General features: G+C 39.4%; 24 protein-coding genes and 1 pseudogene. 16 read left to right on the top strand and 9 right to left on the bottom strand.

The annotated features are described in order from the left end of the window. The first annotated feature begins 115 nt into the window (after positions 1-115). The 3 genes from BMW42_RS09950 to BMW42_RS09940 all read left to right on the top strand — a co-directional run bounded on the left by BMW42_RS09950 (position 116) and on the right by BMW42_RS09940 (position 3,625). Positions 116-1,759, top strand: coding sequence for a nitrite/sulfite reductase (locus tag BMW42_RS09950; RefSeq protein WP_092767540.1), 1,644 nt, complete (start codon positions 116-118; stop codon positions 1,757-1,759). After that, on the top strand, positions 1,752-2,237 hold the full coding sequence (locus tag BMW42_RS09945; RefSeq protein ID WP_092767538.1) for a DUF934 domain-containing protein: 486 nt from the start codon (positions 1,752-1,754) through the stop codon (positions 2,235-2,237). The genes BMW42_RS09950 and BMW42_RS09945 overlap by 8 nt, the downstream gene beginning before the upstream one ends. A 401-nt stretch (positions 2,238-2,638) precedes the next feature. After that, a complete protein-coding gene (locus BMW42_RS09940; protein ID WP_092767536.1) occupies positions 2,639-3,625 on the top strand; it encodes a diaminopimelate dehydrogenase in 987 nt (328 codons plus the stop codon). A gap of 108 nt (positions 3,626-3,733) precedes the next feature. Here the strand turns inward: BMW42_RS09940 and BMW42_RS09935 are convergent, their stop codons facing one another. Together BMW42_RS09935 and BMW42_RS09930 are read right to left on the bottom strand one after the other, a co-directional pair. Beyond that, complete coding sequence (locus BMW42_RS09935; RefSeq protein WP_092767533.1) at positions 3,734-4,909, bottom strand: thiolase family protein; 1,176 nt, start codon at positions 4,907-4,909, stop codon at positions 3,734-3,736. A 101-nt stretch (positions 4,910-5,010) separates the two neighbouring features. Then, complete coding sequence (locus BMW42_RS09930; protein ID WP_092767530.1) at positions 5,011-5,541, bottom strand: GspH/FimT family pseudopilin; 531 nt, start codon at positions 5,539-5,541, stop codon at positions 5,011-5,013. A 372-nt stretch (positions 5,542-5,913) separates the two neighbouring features. On the opposite strand from BMW42_RS09930, the gene omp38 reads away from it, so the two are divergent. Next, positions 5,914-6,966: an outer membrane protein Omp38 gene (omp38, locus tag BMW42_RS09925; RefSeq protein ID WP_092767527.1), complete on the top strand. Its 1,053-nt coding sequence runs from the start codon at positions 5,914-5,916 to the stop codon at positions 6,964-6,966. A 108-nt stretch (positions 6,967-7,074) separates the two neighbouring features. Beyond that, entirely contained in the window at positions 7,075-7,533 is a 459-nt protein-coding gene (locus tag BMW42_RS09920) for an OmpA family protein (protein ID WP_171260707.1), read from the top strand. Positions 7,534-7,587: 54 nt separating this feature from the next. Here BMW42_RS09920 and BMW42_RS09915 read toward each other — a convergent pair whose 3' ends face one another. The 3 genes from BMW42_RS09915 to BMW42_RS09905 form a co-directional block, all read right to left on the bottom strand. Further along, entirely contained in the window at positions 7,588-9,042 is a 1,455-nt protein-coding gene (locus tag BMW42_RS09915) for an amino acid permease (RefSeq protein WP_092767523.1), read from the bottom strand. A gap of 10 nt (positions 9,043-9,052) precedes the next feature. Next, positions 9,053-10,078: a class I SAM-dependent methyltransferase gene (locus BMW42_RS09910; RefSeq protein ID WP_092767520.1), complete on the bottom strand. Its 1,026-nt coding sequence runs from the start codon at positions 10,076-10,078 to the stop codon at positions 9,053-9,055. A 61-nt stretch (positions 10,079-10,139) separates the two neighbouring features. After that, positions 10,140-11,504 carry a uracil-xanthine permease family protein gene (locus tag BMW42_RS09905; RefSeq protein WP_035270592.1) on the bottom strand — a complete coding sequence of 455 codons (1,365 nt, stop codon included), beginning with the start codon at positions 11,502-11,504 and terminating at the stop codon, positions 10,140-10,142. Positions 11,505-11,682: 178 nt separating this feature from the next. On the opposite strand from BMW42_RS09905, the gene typA reads away from it, so the two are divergent. Both typA and mscL read left to right on the top strand, forming a co-directional pair. Continuing rightward, the gene (gene typA, locus BMW42_RS09900; protein WP_035270590.1) at positions 11,683-13,515 is read left to right on the top strand and encodes a translational GTPase TypA; all 1,833 of its coding nucleotides are present in this window, start codon (positions 11,683-11,685) and stop codon (positions 13,513-13,515) included. 233 nt (positions 13,516-13,748) lie between these two features. Continuing rightward, on the top strand, positions 13,749-14,183 hold the full coding sequence (gene mscL / locus BMW42_RS09895; protein ID WP_035270698.1) for a large conductance mechanosensitive channel protein MscL: 435 nt from the start codon (positions 13,749-13,751) through the stop codon (positions 14,181-14,183). A gap of 172 nt (positions 14,184-14,355) precedes the next feature. On the opposite strand, the gene BMW42_RS09890 is transcribed toward mscL, so the two are convergent. Next, entirely contained in the window at positions 14,356-14,640 is a 285-nt protein-coding gene (locus tag BMW42_RS09890) for a peptidylprolyl isomerase (protein ID WP_092767518.1), read from the bottom strand. After that, entirely contained in the window at positions 14,637-15,491 is an 855-nt protein-coding gene (mutM, locus tag BMW42_RS09885) for a bifunctional DNA-formamidopyrimidine glycosylase/DNA-(apurinic or apyrimidinic site) lyase (RefSeq protein WP_092767516.1), read from the bottom strand. Before mutM ends, BMW42_RS09890 begins: the two co-directional genes overlap by 4 nt. A gap of 247 nt (positions 15,492-15,738) precedes the next feature. On the opposite strand from mutM, the gene BMW42_RS09880 reads away from it, so the two are divergent. Next, on the top strand, positions 15,739-16,857 hold the full coding sequence (locus BMW42_RS09880; RefSeq protein ID WP_092767514.1) for an NADH:flavin oxidoreductase/NADH oxidase: 1,119 nt from the start codon (positions 15,739-15,741) through the stop codon (positions 16,855-16,857). A gap of 97 nt (positions 16,858-16,954) precedes the next feature. Continuing rightward, the gene (locus BMW42_RS09875) at positions 16,955-17,878 is read left to right on the top strand and encodes an AEC family transporter (protein ID WP_092767511.1); all 924 of its coding nucleotides are present in this window, start codon (positions 16,955-16,957) and stop codon (positions 17,876-17,878) included. A gap of 108 nt (positions 17,879-17,986) precedes the next feature. Here the strand turns inward: BMW42_RS09875 and BMW42_RS09870 are convergent, their stop codons facing one another. Continuing rightward, on the bottom strand, positions 17,987-18,787 hold the full coding sequence (locus BMW42_RS09870; RefSeq protein WP_092767509.1) for a tetratricopeptide repeat protein: 801 nt from the start codon (positions 18,785-18,787) through the stop codon (positions 17,987-17,989). A gap of 290 nt (positions 18,788-19,077) precedes the next feature. Between BMW42_RS09870 and BMW42_RS09865 the strand changes: the two genes are divergently transcribed. The 3 genes from BMW42_RS09865 (at position 19,078) to BMW42_RS09855 (ending at position 21,264) form a co-directional block, all read left to right on the top strand. Further along, complete coding sequence (locus BMW42_RS09865) at positions 19,078-19,323, top strand: hypothetical protein (RefSeq protein WP_092767507.1); 246 nt, start codon at positions 19,078-19,080, stop codon at positions 19,321-19,323. Between the two features lie 168 nt (positions 19,324-19,491). Further along, a complete protein-coding gene (locus BMW42_RS09860) occupies positions 19,492-20,055 on the top strand; it encodes a TetR/AcrR family transcriptional regulator (protein WP_092767505.1) in 564 nt (187 codons plus the stop codon). Positions 20,056-20,082: 27 nt separating this feature from the next. Continuing rightward, positions 20,083-21,264 (top strand): MFS transporter, encoded by a 1,182-nt coding sequence (locus BMW42_RS09855; RefSeq protein WP_092767503.1) that lies wholly within the window; start codon positions 20,083-20,085, stop codon positions 21,262-21,264. A 39-nt stretch (positions 21,265-21,303) separates the two neighbouring features. Here the strand turns inward: BMW42_RS09855 and BMW42_RS09850 are convergent, their stop codons facing one another. Next, the gene (locus BMW42_RS09850) at positions 21,304-22,026 is read right to left on the bottom strand and encodes a CAF17-like 4Fe-4S cluster assembly/insertion protein YgfZ (protein ID WP_092767501.1); all 723 of its coding nucleotides are present in this window, start codon (positions 22,024-22,026) and stop codon (positions 21,304-21,306) included. A 272-nt stretch (positions 22,027-22,298) separates the two neighbouring features. Here BMW42_RS09850 and acnD point away from each other — a divergent pair, with 272 nt between their 5' ends. The 4 genes and pseudogenes from acnD (at position 22,299) to BMW42_RS14665 (ending at position 26,427) form a co-directional block, all read left to right on the top strand. After that, positions 22,299-24,917, top strand: coding sequence for a Fe/S-dependent 2-methylisocitrate dehydratase AcnD (acnD, locus tag BMW42_RS09845; RefSeq protein ID WP_092767499.1), 2,619 nt, complete (start codon positions 22,299-22,301; stop codon positions 24,915-24,917). Between the two features lie 77 nt (positions 24,918-24,994). Beyond that, positions 24,995-25,216, top strand: a complete 222-nt coding sequence (locus tag BMW42_RS09840) for a hypothetical protein (protein ID WP_092767497.1) — start codon at positions 24,995-24,997, stop codon at positions 25,214-25,216. Between the two features lie 6 nt (positions 25,217-25,222). Beyond that, a pseudogene (locus BMW42_RS09835) lies at positions 25,223-26,181 on the top strand (hypothetical protein). A 39-nt stretch (positions 26,182-26,220) separates the two neighbouring features. After that, positions 26,221-26,427, top strand: a complete 207-nt coding sequence (locus tag BMW42_RS14665) for a zinc ribbon-containing protein (RefSeq protein ID WP_213032614.1) — start codon at positions 26,221-26,223, stop codon at positions 26,425-26,427. The last annotated feature ends 38 nt before the right edge of the window (positions 26,428-26,465 follow it).

The raw sequence follows: 26,465 nt of genomic DNA, 5'->3' as shown, positions 1-26,465 counted from the left end.
TCGAGTGATTACATATCAATAAAACCGCTATTAAATATGTAAAAAACGCATTTTATTGATAGATGAATAAAAGCTATGCTGTGCTTCGTTAAAATTAAACTACTAGCTGTACGCCATGTATTTATATACTGATTTCGATCAGCAACTGATCAATGAACGTGTTGCACAATTCCGTGATCAAACGGAACGTTATTTAGCTGGAAAGCTTACTGAAGATGAATATCGTCCATTACGTTTACAAAATGGATTATATGTTCAGCGTTATGCGCCGATGCTTCGCGTCGCTGTACCTTATGGTTTGATGAACTCTAAACAGCTTCGTAAAATTGCTGAACTCGCTAAAGCGTATGACCGTGGTTATGCACACGTTTCTACTCGTCAAAACTTTCAATTTAACTGGCCAGCATTAGAAAATGTGCCAGACATGTTGCAAGAGTTGGCATCAGTTCAAATGCATGCGATTCAAACATCTGGTAACTGTATTCGTAATACAACAACAGACCAATATGCAGGTGTCGTTGCTGGTGAAATTGAAGATCCAAGACCGACATGTGAGTTGATTCGTCAGTGGTCAACTTTCCATCCAGAATTTGCATTCTTGCCACGTAAGTTCAAGATCGCAGTTTCTGCACTTGCTGAAATCGACCGTGCTGCAACAGCATTTCATGATATCGGAGTGTATATCGTTCGCAATGAAGCGGGTGAAATGGGCTACAAAATCATGGTTGGCGGTGGTTTAGGTCGTACACCGATCATTGGTGCTGTGATCAAAGAGTGGTTGCCACGTGAAGACCTTATTGCTTACTTAGAAGCAGTACTTCGTGTGTATAACTTACACGGTCGTCGTGATAACAAATATAAAGCTCGTATCAAAATCTTGGTAAAAGCTTTAACACCTGAAGTTTTTGCTGAAAAAGTTGAAGCTGAATTTGCACATACGATTAAAACTTTAAAAGTTGATGCAGACACTCTGGCGAAAATGGACCAGAACTTCACACCATTTGCGTACCAAGATTATGCAGATGAAGACTTCTCAGAACTGTTTGCTACACATCCGAAATTCAAACAATGGTTTAACATCAATACCAATGCACACAAAGTGAAAGGTTACCGCATCGTAACAATTTCATTGAAACGTGCAGGCGTTGCACCGGGTGACGTGACTACTGAAGAAATGAACTTGATTGCTGATCTTGCGGATAAGTACACTTTTGGTGAATTGCGTACCACGCATGAGCAAAACATTGCCCTTGTCGATGTACCGCAAAAAGATTTATTTGAGCTTTGGGCGATTCTTGAAAAGAATAACTTGGCTCGCGCGCACATTGGTTTCTTAACTGATATTATCTGCTGTCCAGGTGGTGATTTCTGTTCGTTGGCAAATGCGAAATCTATTCCGATTTCTGAAGCGATTTCACGCCGTTTTGATGATTTAGATACGATTTACAACTTAGGTAAATTAGACTTGAACATCTCAGGTTGTATGAATGCCTGTGGTCATCACCATGTGGGTAATATTGGTATTTTAGGTGTCGACAAGAAAGGCGCAGAATTCTACCAAATTACATTGGGTGGTAATGCAGACCATGATGCTTCAATCGGTGACATCTTAGGACCATCATTTGCTGCTGAAAAAGTACCAGATGTGGTGGAAGAAATTTTGAACACTTATCTTGATTTACGTCAAGAAGGTGAAGAGTTCATTGATACTTATCGCCGTGTCGGCATTCAACCATTTAAGGAGCGTGCATATGCTTAATACCGCACTACAAGTGCTCTCTAAGGATGGCACGATTGCAGACAATACTTATCAACTGATTGGTGAAGATGGCGTATTGCCACAAGGTGATGTGGTTTTAACGGTGGAGCAGTTAGACCAGCTTGCCAATGTTTCAGGTAAAAAAGCACTTTACCTAACCGTAGATGCCTCACCTGAAAACAATGAATTCCCACTTGATCAGCTTGATGCAATTTTTATTGAGTTTGCAGGTTTTAATGATGGTCGTGGGTATTCATTTGCCGCATTGTTACGTCGCCAAGGCTTCCAAGGCGAACTTCGTGCAATAGGTGATGTATTCAAAGACGTGTTGAACTACATGAAGCGTTCTGGTTTCGATACTTTTGTGATTAAAGAGGGTAAAGATATTGCAGAAGCAGCAGCAGGTTTAAACGACTTTACTCAACCTTACCAAGCGTCCACCGCTGTACCAAAACCAAATTATCAAACGGGTGCTTAATTTTATTAAGTGATAAAAAAACTGAACTTAGGTTCAGTTTTTTTTATTTGATGGAAACAAGATTTCGGTATTCATAGTTCAGCCTAAGCGCTATTCAAAATGACACATAGAAGGTCAAAGTTTAATCATAAGTCTATTTAGAGCAGAATTTTTTAATTCATTCAGAAATATATAGCGACAAAGCCTTTAGTGCAGCGGTTTTTTATATGATTCAATTGATCGATTAACACTGATTTAAATGATAAATTTGCTCCAAAAAAGTGCAGTTTATTGTAGTATGTTAGTATTCATTTGATCATTTTTGGTGCGGGTTTTTCTCCATTCAATCAGACTGTTTTGCGGTATATGTTTAGTACTCAGTCTAGTGATCTTGCCATCATTTAAATAGTGAAGCAGTTGTTATGCAAAATTTGATTCGTATTGGTATTGTTGGTTATGGCAACCTCGGTCGTGGCGTTGAAACGTCAATTCAAAAGAACCCAGATTTAGAGCTTGTGGGAATTTTTACACGCCGTGCACCTGAATCAGTGTCTCCTTGCTTTAGTGACACGAAAGTTTTTCATATGGATGACTTAAATGACCTTCAAGACAAAATTGATGTGTTGATCTTATGTGGTGGATCTAAAGATGATCTTCCAAAACAAACACCAGAATTGGCAAGTAAATTCAACACAGTAGATAGTTTTGATACGCATGCACGTATTCCTGAGTTTTTTGAAGCAGTGAATGAGCCTGCACTTGCTAACAAAAAAACGGCAATGATTTCGATTGGATGGGATCCAGGCATGTTCTCAATTAATCGTCTATTTGGTGAGGCATTATTACCAGATGGTGAAACCTATACTTTCTGGGGTAAGGGTTTGAGTCAAGGTCACTCAGATGCGATTCGCCGTGTGGCGGGTGTTAAAGCAGGTGTTCAATATACTATTCCATCACAAGATGCGATTGATAAAGTTCGTAGTGGTTCACGTCCTGTATTAACCACTAAAGAAAAGCATACTCGTGAATGTTATGTTGTGCTTGAAAATGGTGCTGACGCTGAAGCCGTAAAGCAGGCGATTGTGACCATGCCAGACTATTTTGCAGAGTACAACACGACTGTGAACTTCATTGATGAAGAAACGCTTCGTAACGAGCATAATCGTATGCCCCATGGTGGATTTGTCATTCGCAGTGGTAATAGTAGTGCAGAGCAGACTCAAGTAATGGAGTTTTCGTTGAAATTAGATAGCAATCCTGAGTTTACTGCAAGTGTACTTGTGGCTTATGCACGTGCATGCTACCGCATGAATCAAATGGGTCAATATGGCGCGAAAACTGCATTTGACGTTGCACCAGGCTTATTGTCAATGAAATCTCCAGAGCAACTACGTAAAGAAATTCTTTAAGTCTAATAATTCAAAGTTATGCTTTGAATTGAGATTATAAAAAAGCCTCTAGCTAAGCAGAGGCTTTTTTATTTCCCTTCTTTTTGTAGAGGAGGGGCTTTAGAAGCTTTAGATTAACTCAATCGCCACTGCAGTTGCTTCGCCACCACCGATACAAAGCGCAGCAATACCACGTTTACCACCTGTGCGTTTAAGTGCATGGATTAACGTTAAAATAATCCGTGAACCTGTAGATCCTACTGGATGTCCTAAAGCACATGCTCCGCCGTTGATATTTACTTTTTCAGGGTCGAGTTTGAACTCATCAATAGGACACATCGTGACCATTGCAAAAGCTTCGTTGATTTCCCAAAGGTCGACTTCTGCGACATCCCAACCTGTTTTATCGAGAACCTTTTGGATTGCACCGACTGGTGCAATCGTAAATTCAGACGGATGTTGTGAATTAGAAGCATATGCCACAATTTTGGCTAAAGGATTTAAACCCTTTGCATGTGCTTGCTCAGATGAGCTGATAACCAAGGCTGAAGCACCATCAGAGATCGAGCTGGCATTGGCAGCAGTGATCGTACCATCTTTAGCAAAAGCTGGGCGAAGTGTTGGGATTTTATCGATGTTTGCGTTAAAAGGTTGCTCATCTTTATCTACAATGACATCACCTTTACGTGTTGACACAGTAACAGGGACGATTTCATCGTTGAAGTAGCCTTCAGTAATCGCAGTTTGAGCGCGTCTTAATGAACGTATTGCGAAGTCATCCATTTGCTCACGGGTGTAACCTTTGGTATTAGCCATATCTTGAGCAAATGAGCCCATTAAACGACCAGTTTCAGCATCTTCTAAACCATCGAAGAACATATGATCTTTGATTTCACCATGACCCATGCGGTAACCACCACGTGCTTTAGGTAAGACGTAAGGAGCGTTGGTCATAGACTCCATACCGCCTGCAACCACAAAATTTGCTGAACCAGCTTTAATCATATCAGCTGCTTGCATCACAGCTTTCATGCCTGACCCACATAATTTATTGATTGTCACTGCACCTGTCGAGTCAGGTAGACCAGCTTTGCGCATGGCTTGGCGAGCAGGGCCTTGTTTTAAACCTGCAGGCAAAACGCAACCCATAATGACTTCTTCAATGTCTGCTGGCTGCAAACCCGAGCGTGAGATAGCCTCTTTAATGGTCGCTGCACCCAGTTCTGGTGCAGTCACACTTGATAAACTTCCCTGAAAGCCGCCCATTGCTGTACGTGCACCATTAAGGATGACGATATCAGTCATTATTCTCTCCAATTTATTTAGCTTTGTTTTACAGCTTGAGTATATGTAATATCAGGCCAATTAATATTGGCTATAGTGTGTAAAATGTGACTGATAAGTTGTCATTCACATGTCTTAGTTTCTTCAAGACGAGTCTGTCCCATCATTGATAGTCTAACGATTAGATTTGATTTATTTGAATGTGCACAGTATTTGAAATGTCCCATTGATCCACGTGGTAAACCAGAGTCTGGTTGAAAGGTGATTGTATTCCTACTGGTAACACCACCTCTCCAACTAAAATCACCATATTGATAATCAGTCGTAGTAACTTGAATAAGCTTTTCGTGAGGATCGAATTCTTGATTGTGATTCTGATCTAGAAAGATGATAAACCCTTTATGCCATTGACTGTTCGTACACGATTTTAAATCTTGAGAAGCACAGATAATCACAGGGCTTCGGTAACTTACAGCATTGGCTTTAGCTTGGCTGATGGCCTGCCGTACCGTGCTAAGAATTTGCGCCCTTTCTTGATTTTCACGAAATTCATGATAATGAGGGAGTGCTATCATCACAAGAATACTAATAATGACGATCGTGAAAATGAGTTCTAAAAGGGTAAAAGCAAGAGATTTACAATAGGAATACATTTTAAAGCTTCTAGTATTTGTTAATTATTTGAATTTATAGATAATCTTGGTGAAGTTGTATTATAAGCTGAAGTGCTAAAAAATGATTACTATCACCTTTGAATGCTGTTAATATACCAAAAATGAAAAGATAAGTTATTCATGCTGATAAATTGAGTAAAAAATTACCGAATTACAACGGAAATTGTAAGTAATTTTGTCAATAATTTACTTGATTAAAGTAATCAAACACTTGGAATTCACTTTAAGTGTTTGTATGATTCAACATGAGTAGCTTAAAAAAAATACTGGGGTATAAAAAAGCCTATCTCAGGAAGCCATAATTATTTTAGGCTGAGCTTGAAAAACAATTGTTATCTCTGGAGGATATCCATGAAATTGAGTCGTATCGCACTTGCTATGCTTGTTGCTGCTCCATTCGCTGCTGCTAATGCTGGTGTAACTGTTACTCCACTATTAGTGGGTTACACATTCCAAGACACTCAACATAATAACGGTGCTGCTGATCATTTATCTGACAGCAATATCGAATTACAAGACGATTTATTCGTTGGTGCTGCGTTAGGTATTGAGCTTACTCCATGGTTAGGTTTTGAAGCTGAATATAACCAAGTAAAAGGTGATATCGAAGGCACAATTACTGGTACTGATGTTGGCGAGTACAAGCAAACTCAAATCAATGGTAACTTCTATGTTACTTCTGATTTAATCACTAAGAACTATGACAGCAAAATTAAGCCGTACGTTCTTTTAGGTGCTGGTCACTACAAATATGAATACGATGGTGTAAATCTTAAAGATGATGAAGGTACTTTAGGTAATGCGGGTGTGGGTGCTTTCTGGCGCTTGAACGATGCTCTATCTGTTCGTACAGAAGCTCGTGCAACTTATAACATCGACGAAGATTTCTGGAACTACACAGCACTTGCTGGTCTTAACGTAGTTTTAGGCGGTCACTTGAAGCCAGCTGCTGAAGTAGTAGAAGTTGCTCCAGTTCAACCAGCTCCAGCTCCAGTTCAACCAGCTCCACAAGAGTTGACTGAAGATCTTAACATGGAACTTCGCGTATTCTTCGATACGAACAAGTCTAACATCAAAGATCAGTACAAGCCTGAAATTGCTAAAGTAGCTGAAAAATTAAACGAATATCCAAATGCAACTGCTCGTATTGAAGGTCACACTGATAATACTGGTCCGCGTGCGTTGAACGAACGTTTATCTTTAGCTCGTGCTAACTCTGTGAAATCTGCTCTTGTAAGTGAATACAACATTGACGCTTCTCGTTTAGCGACTCAAGGTTTCGCTTGGGATCAACCAATTGCTGACAACGCAACTAAAGAAGGTCGTGCGATGAACCGTCGTGTATTCGCTACGATTTCTGGTAGCCGTACAGTAGTTGCTCAACCTGAAGCAGCAGCTCAATAATCTTTAATAGATTATAAAAGACAGCTCTTCGGAGCTGTTTTTTTTACCCATTTTTTATAAATGTGATATATTTCACAAAATATAATCAACAACACAATGAGAATAAAGATGAAATATAGTTTAATAGCAAGCCTATGCATTACTTTAACTTTGACAGCTTGTGCAACGACAAAGATACAATCAACTAATAGTGTACAAGACTTGGATCAAAAGATACTAAATGAATTAAAACAAGGTCTACCGCTGTATTTTAATCACAATTCCCGTCAAATAGATGTCCGATATGAACCTTATTTAACAGCAGCTTCAAAAATTCTGGCGCAGAATAAAAGTTTTATACTTCAAGTGGATGGACATACAGATAATCGAGGGTCAGTATCAGCGAATCAAAAAGTATCTCTTGAGCGAGCAAATGCTGTGCGTAATGAATTGGTGATGCAATATAATGTTGATCCTAAACAAATTTCGACACAAGGCTATGGCCCAAATCAGCCAATTGCGGATAACACGACAGAAGAGGGTCGAGCATTGAATCGTCGAGTGAATTTAACCTTAAAAATACAATAAGATCAGAATCTAACAATAAAAAAACAGCTCAATTTGAGCTGTTTTTTTATTTTATTAGTCTTGATCGACTTGAATTGGTTTTACATCCATATCTTGATATTGAATCAACTTGGTTTTGTACTTGAACTTATAAACTAGCCATATTGCTAAGAATAAGAAGATCCCAATATATGTGGAGACTACTGCGATCCACTCCCCATCAAGTACGGCTTGATAATTTTGACCTAACACAACGATTGCACACAAAATAAAAGCGAACCACGGTGCAAAAGGGAAAAATTTTGCACGATATGCTAAATCTTCTAACTTATATCCTTGAGCCAAATAGCCTTTCCTGAATCGGTAATGAGAGATTGCGATACCGAGCCATACGATAAAGCCACACATACCAGACATATTCAGAAGCCAATTAAATACTTCCTCTTCACCAATAAATGTCGTCAAGAAGCATAGTGCTGCGATTGCTGTCGTAGCATAAAGTGCATTCATTGGTACACCGCGACCATCAAGTTTGGAGAAAACTTTGGGTGCACTTCCATTTTTTGCCATATCAAACAGCATTCGTGTGGAAGAGTACATTCCTGAATTTCCGGCAGAAAGGATAGCCGTAAGAATGACCGCATTCATGACACTTGCAGCGAAAGCAAAGCCTGCTTGTTCATAGAGTAAAGTAAAAGGTGATAATGCAATATTCTCATCTGAAGCAGCTTGCATTAGACGAGGATCATCATACGCAATCAATGTACCGATAATAAAAATACATACGATATAGAATAAGAGAATACGCCAGAAGATCTGTTTAATCGCAATAGGAATGGTTTTCTTCGGATCTTTCGACTCACCAGCGGCAACACCAACCATTTCAGTACCTTGAAATGAGAATCCTGCGATCATCGCAACACCAATTAATGCCGACAAACCACCTACAAATGGCGCTTCTCCCTTTGACCAATTTGCGAAAGTTGCAACATTGGGTGTCATCATGATTTTGGCAATCATGAAAATTCCAATGATGATAAATGCAATTATGGCAAGAACTTTAATGAGTGAGAAAAAGAACTCAGACTCACCAAAACCTTTGACTGTTAAGGCATTAATACCAAAAACGATAGCAAGGAAAATGGCACTCCAATAGAAACCTGGGATATCAGGAAACCAAAATTTCATGATGAATTGAACTGCAACAAGTTCAAATGCGACGGTTATCGCCCAGTTGTACCAATAGTTCCATCCTAGTGCGAATCCAAATCCACCTTCGACATATTTGGTGCCATAAGTGAAGAAAGCACCTGATGTTGGATTGTGTGTTGCGAGTTCGCCTAAGCTGGTCATGAGGAAGTAAATCATTACGCCAATTAAACAATAGGCAAGTAATGCACCACCAGGGCCAGCATTGGCAATTGTTGCACCCGAAGCTAGGAATAGTCCTGTACCGATAGAACCACCAATGGCGATCATATTAAGATGGCGTGCTCCAAGCTTTCGCTTAAGTTGACCGGTTTCGCTCATCGAAAGTTCCTTATGATTTCTTTTGAGTACTTGCAAACAGTACTTTAAAGCCTTGTTGATCAGTCAAAGTTTCACATTGACCAAAATTTTGCTCAATGAGAGTTGGGTAGTTTAAAAAACGATTTGCCACGATCCAAAGTTCACCACCAGATTTTAGATGGCGACGTGATGTCTTACAAAGATTCTCACTCGCATTGTAATCAGTGTATATACCCTGATGGAAAGGAGGGTTACTGACGATGGCATGTAAAAATAGTGGCGCATCTTCAATGCCAGTCACAGCTTTGATTTCGAGCTGTTCTGGTGACAAATTATTTTTTTCAAATGTTAGGCGGGTGGAGGCGAGCGCAAAAGCATCCACATCAAGCGCAAAAATACGATTTTTGGGATTCAATTTGGCTAAATATGCACTGATAATGCCAGCACCACAACCGAAGTCAGCGATTTTACCTGAACTCACTCGATTGAGGTAGGGGAGAAATACAGCTGTACCAATATCAAGTTTATTTTGACTAAATACACCAGGTAAAGCATAAATCTGTAATTCGCCATTCGGTGTTTGAATTGTATATTGTTGAGCCCAATTTTCTAAAGCTCGAGGCGTAGGAGTCTGATCGATTATTAATTGCCACATTTGACAATGACGAGCGCTGTCTAGTTTGACACATTTGCCAAATGGAACGAGTTGTTTTGCTGCTCGTTCAACGCCACCTTTCTTTTCACCCACAAGAAAAATTGATCCACCAAGACCGAGTTTTAATATCACACAGTGTAGTAAGTAATTCAAAAGCTCTTTGGCTTTAGGCACAAAAACAATGACTTGATCATATTCTGCTTGAGGGATATCCGTCCCAAAATGAACAGGAATATTTTGATTTTGGAAAAATAGAAAGTCGTTATAATTCCATGTCCATACTGAAGTCTGAATATTTTTATCGAGCTGAGTGCTTAAGTCATCAGTTGGCGCATTGACTAATAATATTCGACCTTTCAGAAAGTTATGTTGACGAATAACAACTTCACTTTGAGGAACCATATATTTCTCCACAGAATAAAAGAGCCCAGACAATGCTGGGCAGTCTTTGATTCAATCTAAATTATTTCTTTGCTTCAGGTAGAACGAAGTTCAAGATCAAGGCTGCAATGCCGCCAGTTGCTACACCAGAGCTAAATATATTACGAATGAGTTCAGGCATATGTTCAAGAATCTGTGGAACTTGAGCAACACCTAAACCAAGAGCAAGTGAAATTGCAATAATAAGCAATGCACGGCGGTCAAGCTGAATACCAGAAAGGATATTAATCCCGGATGCTGCAACAGCCCCAAACATCACCATGACAGCGCCCCCCAGTACAGCTTGAGGAACAGCTTGGATGATGGCAGCCACTGCTGGTAGTAAACCCAAAATAACTAATAGAGCGGCGATCCATATACCCACATGGCGACTAGCGACACCAGTTAATTGGATTACTCCGTTGTTTTGAGCAAAAACAGAACTCGGGAAAGTATTAAATAAGCCTGCGAGTAAGGAGTTTGCACCGTTGACGAGTACACCACCTTTAATGCGCTCCATCCATTTCGGACCATCAACAGGCTGATTAGACAACTTAGAGGTCGCGGTGATATCACCAATCGCTTCTAATGAAGTAACCAGATAAATAAATGCCATTGGTATAAATAAACTCCAAGAGAAGTCTAAGCCAAAGTGCATTGGTGTAGGGATTTGAACCAAAGGTGCATTTTCTAAGCCAGAAAAATCTAAATGGCCCATGAAGCCTGCTAACGCATAACCTACGATCAGTGCAATTAATATCGCACTACTCTTGACCCATGTAACATTTAAGCGGTTTAAGAGAATGATTAATGCCAAAACAGTACAAGACATAATGAGATTGTCTGTATTGGCAAAAGTATTATTCCCCATCGCTTGGTAACCACCACCCATTGAGATTAAACCTTCTTTAATCAAGGTTAAGCCAATGAGAAGTACAACAATACCAGTCACAAGTGGAGTAATGAGTTTTTTCACCCATGGTAATATGCGTGAAACGCCCATTTCAATGAATGAGCCTGCAATCACGACACCAAAAATTGAACCCATAACAGTTTCAACTGGAGTTCCCGCGGCAACCATTGCTGAGCCAATCCCAATAATAGGACCGATAAAGTTAAAACTTGTACCTTGAACAATCAGTAAGCCTGCACCGAAAGGACCAACCTTTTTACTTTGTAAGAATGTCGCAATACCTGAAATCACCAATGACATGGAGAGGATCATGTTTGTATCTTCTTTAGAAACACCTAAAGCCAAACAGATCAATAGACCAGGAGTAACAATCGGAACAATAATGGCAAGTAAATGCTGAATGGCAGCGAGAAAAGCGATGAACGGTTTTGGTTTATCGTCTAAACCATAAACAAGATCGAGTTTCGGTTCTTGAGATTGGTCGGGAGCAGACATGGTCTATACCATCTAGATTAAGCGAAAGTGCCGACATTCTAATCGAGTTACATGGGTTTACAAAACCGAAACATAACCATTCGTCAAAAAAAAATGAAATTGTAAAGAAACAGTCACTATAAAAGTTTAGGATTTTTCTGTATAATTTGCCCTCAAATTTAAAGCGTATCGAATTTACATGTCAGATATTAAAACTCTCCGTAATATTGCCATCATCGCACACGTCGACCATGGTAAAACGACTCTTGTCGACAAACTTTTACAACAATCAGGTGCTTTGGGTGAACGCGCGGGTGAGATCGAGCGTGTCATGGATTCAGGCGCTATTGAAAGTGAACGTGGTATTACCATTCTTGCAAAAAATACTGCAATCAAATGGTTAGATAAACGTACTGATACTGAATACCGTATCAACATCGTGGATACCCCGGGACACGCCGACTTCGGTGGTGAAGTTGAACGTGTAATGTCGATGGTTGACTGTGTACTTCTTTTGGTAGACTCACAAGAAGGTCCAATGCCACAAACTCGTTTCGTAACGCAAAAAGCGTTCGCACGTGGTTTGAAACCAATCGTAATTATCAACAAAGTTGACAAGCCTAATGCGCGTCCTGACTGGGTAATCGATCAAGTATTCGATTTATTTGATAACCTTGGTGGTACTGACGAACAGTTGGACTTCCCTGTGGTTTATGCTTCTGGTCTTCGTGGTGTAGCAGGTCCTTCACCAGAAGAATTGGCTGAAGACATGACTCCGTTGTTCCAAACAATCGTAGACATCGTTGAGCCGCCAGCAGTGGATGTTGATGGTCCATTCCAAATGCAAGTGTCTTCACTTGACTATAACAGCTTCGTTGGTGTTATTGGTGTTGGTCGTATCCAACGTGGTTCAGTGAAATTGAACACACCTGTAACGGTAATCGACAAAGATGGTAAAACACGTAACGGTCGTATCTTAAAAATCATGGGTTACCATGGTTTGGAGCGTATTGACGTTGAATCTGCTTCTGCAGGTGACATCGTATGTGTAACAGGTATGGACGAACTTCATATCTCTGACACGATTTGTGATCCTAAACATGTTGAAGCATTGCCACCGCTTTCTGTAGATGAGCCTACAGTATCGATGACATTCCAAGTTAACAACTCACCATTCGCCGGTAAAGAAGGTAAGTTTGTGACCTCACGTAACATCCGTGAACGTCTTGACCGCGAATTGATTCACAACGTAGCACTTCGTGTAGAAGATACTGACAGTCCTGACCGTTTTAAAGTGTCGGGCCGCGGTGAACTTCACCTTTCGGTATTGATCGAAAACATGCGTCGTGAAGGCTTCGAGATGGGTGTATCTCGTCCGCAAGTAATCTTGAAAGAGATTGACGGCGAAATGCAAGAGCCATACGAAAACGTAACATTTGACGTAGAAGAACAGCATCAAGGTGCTGTGATGGAACAAATGGGTAACCGTAAAGGTGAAATGACCAATATGGAAGTCGACGGTAAAGGTCGTATTCGTATTGAAGCAACTGTACCTTCACGTGGCTTGATTGGTTTCCGTTCAGAATTCATGACCATGACTTCAGGTACTGGTATCATGACCTCAAGTTTCTCGCACTATGGACCAATGAAACAAGGTTCTGTTGCAAAACGTCAAAACGGTGTGTTGATTTCTATGGTTCAAGGTACATGCTTGGGCTATGCATTGTTCAGTTTACAAGACCGTGGTCGTCTATTCGCTAAACCTCAGTTAGAAGTTTACGAAGGTATGATCATTGGTATTAACTCTCGTTCTGACGATATGGTTGTAAACCCAACTAAAGCGAAACAATTAACAAACGTTCGTGCATCAGGTACTGATGATGCATTAACACTTGTTCCTGCGATTGAATATACGTTAGAACAAGCACTTGAATTTATTCAAGATGATGAGCTTGTTGAAGTTACACCTAAATCAATTCGTATTCGTAAGCGTTGGTTGACTGAAAACGAACGTAAACGTAATAAATCTTAATTGATTTAAATAAAAAAACCGCTCAAAAGAGCGGTTTTTTTATATCTTGACTACATCATTTAAGATATGAAATAAAAGTTGTTGAATTGTTGTAGTCGATTTGGACAAGATCTTGTTTATTTAAACAGAGATACTTATGATTTTGGTGGAAAACCAACGAGTTTAGACGGAAATATCATTAAGAATAATGTATATTGTGTCACATTAATGCATAGAAAAATTTTGGAGAAAAAATGAGCATTATTAAAGAGTTTAAAGAATTTGCCGTGAAAGGCAATGTAATGGATCTGGCGGTCGGTGTGATCATTGGTGGGGCGTTTGGTAAAATCATCGATTCAATGGTGAAAGATGTCATCATGCCAATTATCAGTTGGATCTTAGGCGGTGATGTTGATTATTCAAACTGGTTTGTTGTATTAGGCGATAATCCAAATAACCTTACAACGCTTGCTGCCGCTCAAGAAGCGGGTTTAAATGTTTTGGCTTACGGTAATTTCTTGACGATTCTCATCAACTTTATCCTGCTTGCATGGGTGGTATTCTGGTTAGTGAAATTGATGAATAAAATGCGTCGTAAGCAAGAGGAGGAAGCTCCAGCACCTGAAGCTACTCCAGAAGATATCGAATTACTTCGTGAAATTCGTGACGAATTAAAACGTAAAGGTTAATGCTTTTACAATGAAAACGGCGCTAAATGCGCCGTTTTGTATATCTCATCATTTTTTTAAAATCGCCCGAAATCCCCCTTTGTCAAAGGGAGGCTGGGAGGTATTGATTCTTAGCTCTCCCTTGCGAAGCGATGCTTCTCATCTCCTAAAAGGAGAGGGAAATCCAGGAAGTTTAAAAATCCATACGAAATTTAATTTCGAGTAAATGCCAGCCGAATTGACTCTTAATTGGTCCATGTAATTCACGTTCAGCCAAACTAAAAACTGCCTTATCGATAGGACCAACCAATTGTCCTTTCTTTACCTCACCTAATTCCCCGCCTTTTTTTCCTGAGGGGCAAGTTGAATGTTGTTTAGCAATTTTAGCAAAATCAGCACCGTCTTTAAGCTTTTGTTTAAGTTGGATACACAGGTCTTTATCTTTGACTAAAATATGCCGAACAATTGCTGATCTCATTTGGATTTTACCTTTGATACAGGATTCTTTGAGGCTTGAGGTCGCTTAAGCGGTTGACACTCAGGGCAAAAAACAGAAGCACGTTGCCCGAGTTTAATATTTTCTAAAGTTGTTTCACAGTTGATGCACATTTCACCAGCGCGCCCATAAGCCAATAGCGTTTGTTGAAAGTAGCCATTTTCGCCCATGGCATTGGTGTAATCACGTAAAGTAGATCCGCCTAAATCAATTGCTTGTTTAAGGATTCGTTTTATTTCAATGACAAATTTTTCAATTTGTGACCGTGTAAGACTAGAGGCGGGTTGTGCAGGATGAATGCCCAAATTAAACAGACTTTCAGTTGCGTAAATATTTCCAACACCCACAACAATGTGGTTATCCATAATTGCAACTTTGACTGCAACACTCTTATTTTTAAATTTCTGCTCTAGATAGTCAGCATTGAAAGATTCACTTAAAGGTTCAGGTCCAAGCGTATCTAAAAGTTTGGATTGAGCATGATCATCTAGCCATAAAATGCAACCAAAACGACGAGGATCGTGGTAGCGTAATTGGATATCATCGAATTGAATGATGAAATGATCATGCTTTCTCAATGCATCACGTGAATCACTCAAACGAAAGCTGCCTGACATTCCCAAGTGCCATAACATGGTCGCATTTTCAAATTGTGCCAAAATATATTTGGATCGACGTGTTAGCCCTATCAGTCGTTGACCGACCAATTGATTTACATCATTTGGTATAGGCCATCTCAGACTTGAATTATTGACTTGAACAGAAAGTACTTTTTGATTCAGCAAAGGGAGCAAGCTGGTTTTAGTGGTTTCAACTTCAGGTAATTCAGGCATGGAAACTCTGTTAAATGGGCGAGTAGAAAAATATTGGGTTAAATGAGGATATTGCAAGCAGCATCGAGTGAACTACAAGATATTACGCTTGAACAGAATATGATACACAATCCATCTAGTGCCTTCATGGTTAAGTTTTAAAATGTTTTTTAAAGCATTCAATGATGAAATGAACTTAGATGATTTATCACGTAAATGCGTTGTACACTGCTACAAATAAATCAATTTAAAATCAGGGAGATTCAGTGTGGCAAAATTATTTGAGCCAATTCAATTCGGAAATTTATCACTCAAAAATAGAATTATTATTGCTCCCATGTGTCAGTATTCTGCGAATGAAGCAGGGGAGCATAGTTTTTGGCATGAACAACAATGGGCGAGTTATGCATTGTCGGGTGCTGGATTATATATTATTGAAGCAACTGCGGTACAAGCTGTAGGTCGTATCAGTTTTGCAGATTTAGGGTTGTGGAATGATTTACAACGTGCACAATTAAAAGCATTGATTGATAAGGTAAAATCGATTGCTCCAACGCCAATCGCCATTCAGTTAGCGCACGCGGGACGTAAAGCTTCAACTGATAAACCATGGTTGGGACGTGGTCAATTCTCATCGAATCATGAACATGGCTGGCAAACGGTATCTGCAAGTGATTTACCATTTAATCCAGATGATCAGGCTCCTCATGAATTAAGTATCGAGGAAATCAAAAAAATTATCGATGACTTTGCAACTGCAGCAGTCAGATCTGTAGATGCAGGTTTTGATCTCATCGAAGTCCACGCGGCTCATGGTTATCTATTACATCAATTTATGTCCCCTTTATCTAATCGAAGAACAGATGAATATGGTGGAAGTTTTGAGAATCGCATTCGTCTAACTTTAGAGGTTTTTCAGGCGATCAAAAATGCTGTTCCAGACAACTATCCAATCGGTGTTCGTTTGTCTGCAACAGACTGGATGGAGCAAGAAAAGGCATGGAATATTGATGACTCAATTGGGTTATCAAAGGCATTAGAAAAACTTGGTGCAGTTTATATCCATGCATCATCAGGGGGATTACATATCGATCAAAATATTCAGATTGGTCCTAATTACCAAGTTCCATTTGCGGAAGCAATCAAGAAACACGTAGACATTCCAGTGATTGCTGTTGGGCTGATCACTGAACCTCAACAGGCGGAAGATGTCTTACAACAAGGCAAAGCTGATGCAATCGGGCTCGCAAGGGCAATACTATTTAATCCAAGATGGCCATGGCATGCTGCTGCTCAATTAAAAGCAGAGGTTGAAATTAGTCCGCAATATTTACGATGCCAACCGCATGATGTGAAATCATTATTTAAGCCATATGCTGATAGATAAAATAGGCATAAAGGTATACTTAAAAAGTCATCCTGGGTAATTACGGCTGTTGTATGATAATTTGACTAACTCATACAATAGCTAGGGATGCTAAGTCATGGTTTTATCGGTCATTATTCCGATTTTTTTACTGCTTTTTTCGGGATATGCCTCGGTTAAACTGAATTTACTTAGCAAGGAACAAGTCTCTATTGTTGGTACATTCGTCATTCGAGTCGCTTTACCTGCTCTATTTTTACAAGCGCTTTCATCAAAAGATCTTGATGCGATATGGCAACCTGAACTTTTCTACAGTTATATTGTGGTGACTGCCTTTGTATTTGCAATCGCTTTATGGATTTTGGTAAAGCATTTTAAAAACAATTTAAGTGATGCTGCCATCCTCTCGATTGGAGCGTCAATGTCTAATACTGGACTACTTGGTACGGCCATTTTAAGTCTATTGATTGGTCATATTGCGCTTGCTTTTACTTCTTTAATTGTAATTATCGAAAGTGTTTTTCTTGTTCCAGCAGCTTTATTTATTGCGGGGTTGCAAGCTCAAAATCAGCAAGCAGTACTCAATACATTAAAAAATAACTTTATAAACTTATGTAAAAATCCATTGTTTATTGGTGTGGTAATCGGAATTTTGTGCGCGGTTTTTCAGGTTAAACTGCCGCATTATATAGATCAAGTTTTCTTAATGATTGGTCAGACGGCATCTCCTTTGGCGTTATTTGTGATTGGCGGGAGCGTCGTAGGTTTAACCTTAAAATATGTCAACCAGCAGAGTCTTTATATTGTTCTATCATCCAACTTTATTTTTCCAATACTCATGTATTTGACTCTACGATTTATTGCTCAAGCACCGATGGATATCGTGTATGTAGGGACATTGATTGCAGCTTTACCTACACCTGCATTATTTGGAATGCTGGGACAAGCATATGGACTCAATGATCGTGCAATTACACCTTTATTGATGAGTACAGTCATTGGATTTATTGTGACTGCTGGATTAATTATTTTATGGTGGTAATTGAATAAAACTTAGAATTTAATCATAAATCTCCTTTTCATATAAGAAAACCCTATCTTGCGATAGGGTTTTTGTATTTGAGCATCGGTTTAATATTTAAATTAATGCTTAAGATTTAGCTTTCGTATTTGCTGCAGGTTTTTTTGCATTCTCAGCAATCAGTTTGTTCACGATCGCTAGATTTTCTTTGGCTTGAGGAATATTTTCATCTGCTAAAGCACTAAATATTTTTTTTGCCTCAGGTAGGTTTTGCGGAACGATATTTCCGTTTACGAACATGTTACCAATGGCCATAAGCGCAGGGATGTATCCTTTTTTACCTAAATCTTGAATGCTCGCTAAACCTTTTTTCACAGGCGCTTCAGTTTTGGTTTTGAAGCCTAATGAAATATCGTATAAAGCACGAGCATGAATGGCTGGATAACTTCCTTTCTTAATTAAAGGATCAAGTTTTTGCAAAGCGAGCTTATCAGATTGTTCTTTACCTTCAGAGAACAGTAGAACAGCAGATTCAACAATCGCATCTTCAAAACCTTGAGCTGCAGCTTTATCTAAGTATTCACGAGATTTTTTTTCATTTTTGGTCAGCCCCAAGCCGCCAGTGGCATAGTTTTGCGCCAATACATAATTGGCTAAAGGATAGCCTGCAGTGCCAGCTTGTTCATAAAGTTGTACTGCTTTTTTGTTGTCTTGTTTGGTTCCTTGACCAGCTTGAGTGAGATATGCCAAGTTATAAGTCGCTTGAGGATTCCCTGCTTTTGATAAGCGTTCAAGTTCTTGGTAGGCCGCATTGTAATTCTTTGCTTGAATCAGTTCCTGTACTTTGCTGAATGCAGGATCGACTGGTGCGGCAGCGAAGCTAAATGAGGTGGCAACAGCGAGTAAAGCACCACATAATATTTTTTTCATAATTGTTTTATACCTATCTTAAAAGCAACCCTATTTATTTGATGTAAATAGAGTTTTACACCATTTCATCATAGTCCGAATTATGTGAATGTAAATATAGAATATGTATACATCCTTCAAATTTAGCTTCGCTTTGTGAATAAAGTGTGTGTATTGCAGTATAAGCATATAAACGACACTGGATTTATGTTGTTCAGCCTTGAATATATGGATTTAACCAAAATTTTAATCCACTAGTAGTTCTTCGATGGTTTTGCTTAAATACGCATTGTGCAATGAGGTGTTCAACGATGTTTATAAAAGGCATTAAACGTAATTACGATAAAGTTTTTCAAGATGATTCAATCCCAGATGAACAAAAGATAGATGCGCTCTTATTGAAACTTGGCGAGCAGTATTTGGTGAGTCAGGAGAATCGAGTGTATGTATTCCAAAAAGGTGATTTAACCGTAAAGTTTGATGCTAAACACGCGAGAGCATTTCATTTTAAAGATTATGTGGTGAAGGATATGAATAAATTATTTCATGGCTTTTAGAAAAAAACCTCCTAGCGATATAGGAGGTTTTTTATGAGTCATCTCTCAATCGATTGACAGTTAAAATCTATTCCATCTAACGCCTTGGTCTTATTTTCATATCTTTATCAATAAAAAAACTCTATTATAAAACGATACGAAACGTATCGTTTTATTTGTGAGGATTTCATGACAGTCGATGACAAAAGTGCACGACGCCGATCATGTATTTTAGCTTCAGTCAAACAGGCTTTGAATGAAGTGGAATATCACCAACTGACAGTAGAAGACATTGCTTCACGTGCTGGGGTGGGAAAGTCGACTATTTATCGATGGTGGTCACATAAATCTGAATTGGTTCTGGACACCTTTAAAGAGCTCACACTCTCAATTTTTGAGTTTGAGCCAGAGCTCGACCTTGAACAAAATCTTAATCAACAATTGCTTCGTTTGGCTAAGGCTTTAGATCATCCAGTAGGACGAGCGATGTTGGTGGTTATGGCGAATCATCGTGAATTGGCTGCAACATTCTTCAAGCAATATTTATTACCTAAACGAGTTCAACTGCACCAACTGATCCAACAGGCGATTGAGGCGGGGGAGCTGATTGAACATGATCACTATGATTTGGTACTTGATCGACTGTATGGTCCTATTCATTACCAAATTATTTTTTTTAATCATTTGCCTGATGAGCACTATATCCGTCAATTGGTCAAACTGAGTTTAGATCCATTACGTCCTCACGCCTAAACATTAATGCGACAAGAGTAGATTTTCATGAGTGTAACCACCGAACGATTTTGGAATCGTTCATTTATCTTGTGTGTATTAAATAATTTATTTGTTTTTATTTACTACTTTGCCATGTTGGCTGTCCTTCCGATTTACATTGTGAAGGATTTAGCGGGATCAGTTGAAGAAGCAGGATTAGCGTTAACGCTTTTTCTCGCCTCATCAATAGCAGTACGACCATTTTCAGGCATGATCATTCAAAAAATGGGTAAGCGACTCACTATGCGTGGATCGAGCACGTTTTTTGCGGTCTTTGCATTTGCTTATTTATTCATTGATAACATGTGGTCATTGTTGCTTATACGATTTTTACATGGGATATGGTTTAGTGTGTTGACCACTGTGGCTGTTCCAGTCGCGAATGACTTTATTCCTGAGCATCGTAAAGGTGAAGGCATGGGTTATTATGTGATGTCCACTAACCTAGGTGTGGTATTTGGACCATTAATTGCGCTTACCATGATTCAATTTTATAGCTTCCAAATTTTATTCGGTGCTCTCGCGGTGCTCATCAGTTTAGGTCTAATTTTTAGCTGGCTATTAAATATTCCAGCGAATCAGATACCTCAGCAAAATAAAATGAATAAAAAAGGTTTTAAGCTAGATGATTTTCTTGAGCCTAAAGTTTTTGCTGTAAGTGGTGTTGCTTTACTTACAGCTTTTGCTTACTCGAGTATTACCAGTTTTATTACGGTTTACAGTGAGAGCAAACAGCTGCTGGCGTATACCAGTGTATTTTTTATATTGTTTGCGGTTTCGATGTTAATTGTAAGACCTTGGGTTGGTAAAATTTATGATCGTCAAGGTCCGCGTGCTGTTATCGTTCCTTCTTTTATATTTTTTGCGATTGGACTTGTGGTCGTAACACTAGTCAATAATCAGTGGATGTTGTGGTTATCTGCAATTTTTATTGGAATTGGATATGGTTCAGTATTTCCTTGTTTGCAAACGCTCACCATTCAAACCGTAGATAAACATCGGATGGGGCATGCAATATCAACATTCTTTATTTGTTTTGATATTGGTCTGGCAGTTGGTTCAGTTGTAATGGGATTGGTTATTGCACAATGGAGCTTTGAATTTATGTACTGGTGTTGTGCGGTATTGGTCATATTAAACCTGATCATTTACCGGAAATATGTTCCAAATCCTCAGCCTATTAGTTAATAAAAAAACCTCCTAAATGGAGGTTTTTTTTAGATTATTTTACTGTGGTCTAGCCACATCACCATTTAAATACTCAGGCAAATCTAAAACAGTCACGTCTAACTCTGCTAATGCTTCAGGGCGTGCTACCACCAAAGCGATATAACCGTTTTCGAATGGCGCACTATTGACGACTTGTACACTTTTATCGAGTTGTTCAGCTTCTGCAGGTACAGCACCTGTACCCTGAATTAAATGTAACCACGCTTTCGGTTTAGCTTTAAACCATAAACGTGCAATCACTTCCTGACCCAAGTAACAACCCTTGTCATAGTGAACGCCTTCACGTTGATGTAAACGAAGTTCTTGGGGTTGGAACACGTGTTCTATGACTTGATCAATGTAAGCTTGACCATGTTGAATAGCTTGAACTTGCCAAGCGGCAATATCTGTTACTTCTGCTGAGAACGTTGTGGTGTCACCTTGAAGCGTAGGATAGACCTGACTAGCTTCTTCAAGTTTCATTTTGGAAAAAGCACCAAATTTTTTAATGTGTTTAGAAAATTCTTCAGCTTGATCTTGAGTGGTTACAATGACAAAGCTTTCAGGATTCAGCTTTGTTAGCCATAAACCAAAGTGAATTCGACCTTTTAAATCACAAATTGCTGTGTAGCGCGTGATATTTTCTTCAAGGCGTTCAACATGCAACGTCACTTGACCTTGTAAAAATTTTTGAGCATCCACGCCATTAAGCGTAAATGAGGAGAAAGATAAATTGTTCATTTTCTATGCTCGAATCTGAATCTAATACTAAAGAATTATCCCAATTTTCCACTATTTTTCAAAAAAAAGCACATAACTGCTAATTTAACTGCATTATTTGAAACAAAATATTTCAAAAACCCTATTTTTTGTACCTAAGTGCATGAAATATATAAGATTTGGGAAATGGACTTTCAGCAGTGTACTATGCCATCACAAATGATGAAGTCTCATCAACAACAAAATGTTTAGAAAGTTTAGAAAAAAGATGCTCAAGGCAAGGCAGGAACGCGATGAATAACAACTACCGTAAACCACTGCAAGGTACCCAGCTCGAATATTATGATGTGCGTCAAGCCGTTGAAGATATTCAGCCAGGCGCATACGCAAAACTCCCATATACTTCTAAAGTGCTTGCAGAGCAATTGGTACGCCGTTGCGATCCTGCAATTTTAGAGCAGTCTCTTAAAGAATTAATCTTTAACAAACAAGACCACGATTTCCCTTGGTATCCAGCACGTGTGGTCTGCCACGATATTTTAGGTCAAACAGCATTGGTGGACCTTGCAGGTTTGCGTGATGCGATTGCTGAACAAGGTGGTGATCCATCGAAAGTGAATCCTGTTGTACCGACACAATTGATTGTTGACCATTCTTTGGCAGTGGAATATGGCGGTTTCGACCCTGACGCCTTTGAGAAAAACCGTGCCGTGGAAGACCGTCGTAATGAAGACCGTTTTCATTTTATTGAATGGACCAAAACTGCCTTTGAAAATGTTGATGTAATCCCTGCGGGTAATGGCATCATGCATCAAATCAACTTGGAGAAAATGTCTCCAGTGATTCAAAACCGTGGTGGCGTAGCTTTCCCTGATACGTGTGTGGGTACTGATTCACATACCCCACATACCGATGCTTTAGGTGTCATTTCAATTGGTGTCGGTGGCTTAGAAGCTGAAAACGTGATGCTTGGCCGTGCATCTTGGATGCGTCTCCCTGACATTATCGGCGTGGAACTGATTGGTCAGCGTAAGCCGGGTATTACCGCAACTGATATCGTATTGGCTTTAACTGAGTTCTTGCGTAAAGAGCGAGTCGTCGGTGCTTATTTAGAGTTCTTTGGCGAAGGTGCGGACACCATGTCGATTGGTGACCGTGCAACGATCTCGAATATGACACCTGAATATGGTGCAACGGCGGCGATGTTCTATATCGACCAAAACACCATTGATTATTTAACGCTGACAGGTCGTGAGCCTGAGCAAGTGAAGCTTGTAGAAACCTACGCCAAAGAAATTGGTCTTTGGGCAAGTGATATGACCAAAGCTGAGTACCCACGTGTACTTCGTTTTGACCTATCTACAGTGACTCGTAATATTGCAGGGCCATCAAACCCACATGCCCGTGTATCGACAAGTGATTTAAAAGCCAAAGGCATTGCGGGTAATTTAGATGCAGCACGTGCTCAGGAAGCAGAAGGCTTAATGCCTGATGGTGCAATCATCATCGCAGCAATTACCTCTTGTACTAATACTTCTAACCCGCGTAATACAGTGGCGGCAGGCTTGCTTGCTCGTAAAGCGAATGAACTCGGCTTGGTGCGTAAACCGTGGGTGAAATCATCTTTTGCACCGGGGTCTAAAGCCGCAGCATTGTATTTAGAAGAAGCAGGCGTATTGGGTGATTTAGAAAAACTCGGTTTTGGTATCGTGGCGTATGCATGTACCACATGTAACGGGATGTCAGGTGCGTTAGATCCAAAAATCCAACAAGAAATTATCGACCGTGACCTCTACGCAACGGCTGTTTTATCAGGTAACCGTAACTTTGATGGTCGTATCCATCCTTATGCAAAACAAGCATTCTTGGCATCTCCACCTTTAGTTGTGGCGTATGCGATTGCAGGGACGATTCGTTTTGATATCGAAATGGATGCTTTAGGACATGACAAAGACGGCAACCCGATTTATTTAAAAGACATTTGGCCATCGGATGAAGAAATTGATGCACTGGTGAAAGTTGCAGTAAAACCTGAGCAATTTAAGAAAGTGTATATCCCAATGTTTGACTTGGGTGAGAAAGTACAAGCGGCAAGCCCATTGTATGACTGGCGTCCGCAAAGTACCTATATCCGCCGTCCGCCGTATTGGGAAGGCGCACTTGCAGCACCACGTACTTTAGCCAATATGCGTCCGCTTGCGATTTTAGGCGATAACATTACCACGGATCATTTATCACCATCGAATGCGATTATGATGGATTCAGCAGCGGGTGAGTATCTACATAAAATGGGCGTGCCTGAAGAAGACTTTAACTCCTACGCAACGCATCGTGGTGACCATTTAACTGCGCAACGTGCGACCTTTGCCAACCCGAAATTGTATAACGAAATGGTGGTTCGCTCGGACGGTACAATCAAGCAAGGGTCTAAAGCACGTGTGGAGCCTGAAGGTGAAGTGATGCGTATGTGGGAAGCGATTGAAACCTACATGAACCGTAAACAGCCTTTGATCATTGTTGCAGGTAAAGACTACGGTCAAGGCTCGAGTCGTGACTGGGCTGCGAAAGGTGTTCGCCTTGCAGGGGTTGAAGCGATTGTGGCAGAAGGTTTCGAGCGTATTCACCGTACCAACTTGGTCGGTATGGGTGTGTTACCGCTTGAGTTTAAGGCAGGAACTGACCGTAAAACTTTAGGTTTGGATGGTACTGAGCTGTATAGCGTGATTGGTAACATCGCACCTCGTTCGACTTTGACGCTTGTGATTGAGCGTGCAACGGCTGATGGCAAAAATCAAACCATTGAAGTGCCTGTGACATGCCGTTTAGATACCGAAGAAGAAGTGTCTGTGTATGAAGCGGGTGGTGTATTACAACGCTTTGCACAGGATTTCTTGGAAGGTCAAGTAGCTTAATGCTTTAGCTAAAAGTAATTGATATTGTTTAAAAAAGACCCTATCTTGATGATGGGGTTTTTTTATAGAGAATAATAATGGAAAGATATTTAGATTTAGATGGTGATTCTGGAATCCTTGCATATGAAATTGGTGAAACTTATATAAGGGTAAAGTTTGATAGAACATTTAAAATTTATACTTATAGTTATCAAAGTGCTGGAGTTAATAATGTCGAAGAGATTAAAAGATTAGCTAGACATGGCGATGGTTTGAACTCTTATATTAAGTTAAGTGCAAATAACCTTTATGAAAAATAAAAAATTATGAAATTCAAAAGTAAAAATTTAAGAGAAATTGCTGAATGTATTATTGGTGATAAAAATTACTTTGATTATAAAAGTAGTCGATATATTTCAGAGTTTTTTGAAGATTGTGGCTTACCCTTTACGCATGATGGTTCAACACGTTGGGCTTGGACATCAGACAGATTAGCAGAGCTGTTGGAGGAGTCTTGTCCTCCAAATGCATTGCCACCAACGTTTGTACATGTATTAAGAGCTTTAATGCAAAAATCTGATGCGACAGAAGATGATCCTGAACGTATAAATGCCTTAATTGAATTAAATAAGCCTTTAAGTAGAGAAGGGTATGAGGCTTTTTACGGTACAGACAATAATTTATATATTAAAAATTTACATAATAATCAGACTATAAAACCTGTTGAAAATCCACATAGAATATTTTCTGAAATTGAGATTAAAAAAGAGAGCGATTAATAAGTTATTTGGACATGTGCTCTGAGGATCAACTTATAGAAAATGTGCTTCTTCCTTTGTTTCGTATTCTAGGATTTCAGCGAATAACGTTTGCAGGTCATAAAGATAAGGCATTGGAGTATGGCAAAGATATTTGGATGAAGTTTATTTTGCCAACACAGCATGTTCTTTATTTTGGTATTCAAGTAAAAAAAGGAAAGTTAGATTCATCAGGGGTATCTAAAGCAAGTAATCACAACATTGCTGAAATCTATAATCAAACAACGATGATGCTAGGACATGAAATTTTTGATCCTGAAACGAATAAAAGAGTATTAGTTGACCATGCATTTATTATTGCAGGGGGTGAAATAACAAAAGCTGCCAGAAATTGGCTAGGAAATAAGTTGGATGCGAATCGTAGAAGTCAAATAATTTTTATGGATAGAGATGATATCTTAAATTTGTTTACGGTTAATTCTATTGACGTTCCAAATTTAGAAAATATAAGTTTAGATAGTTTTTAAATATTAGGCTTCGCCCAATCGCCATCATCATCTGTCGAAATGGACAATAAAAAGTCATTCATTCTCCGTTATAGTGATTCCACCATTTCTAAAATTATACGGAGAACAAAAATGGTTACAGCTGGCTCTAAACCGGGAACAGGTTTCTATTTTTGCGTTCAATGTGGGCATCGTGCTTACTTAGAAATTGGTACTGATCGTTTACCACCGTGTACCAAATGCTTAAGCAATCAATTTAAAAAATAATTCGCTCAAGCAAACACACTAAAACAGACACCACTGTT

The sequence above is a fragment of the Acinetobacter sp. DSM 11652 genome (assembly GCF_900109815.1).
In the GTDB taxonomy this organism is placed as follows: domain Bacteria; phylum Pseudomonadota; class Gammaproteobacteria; order Pseudomonadales; family Moraxellaceae; genus Acinetobacter.
Note: the sequence above shows the minus strand (reverse complement) of the source record. Positions and strands in the feature narration are given on the sequence as shown.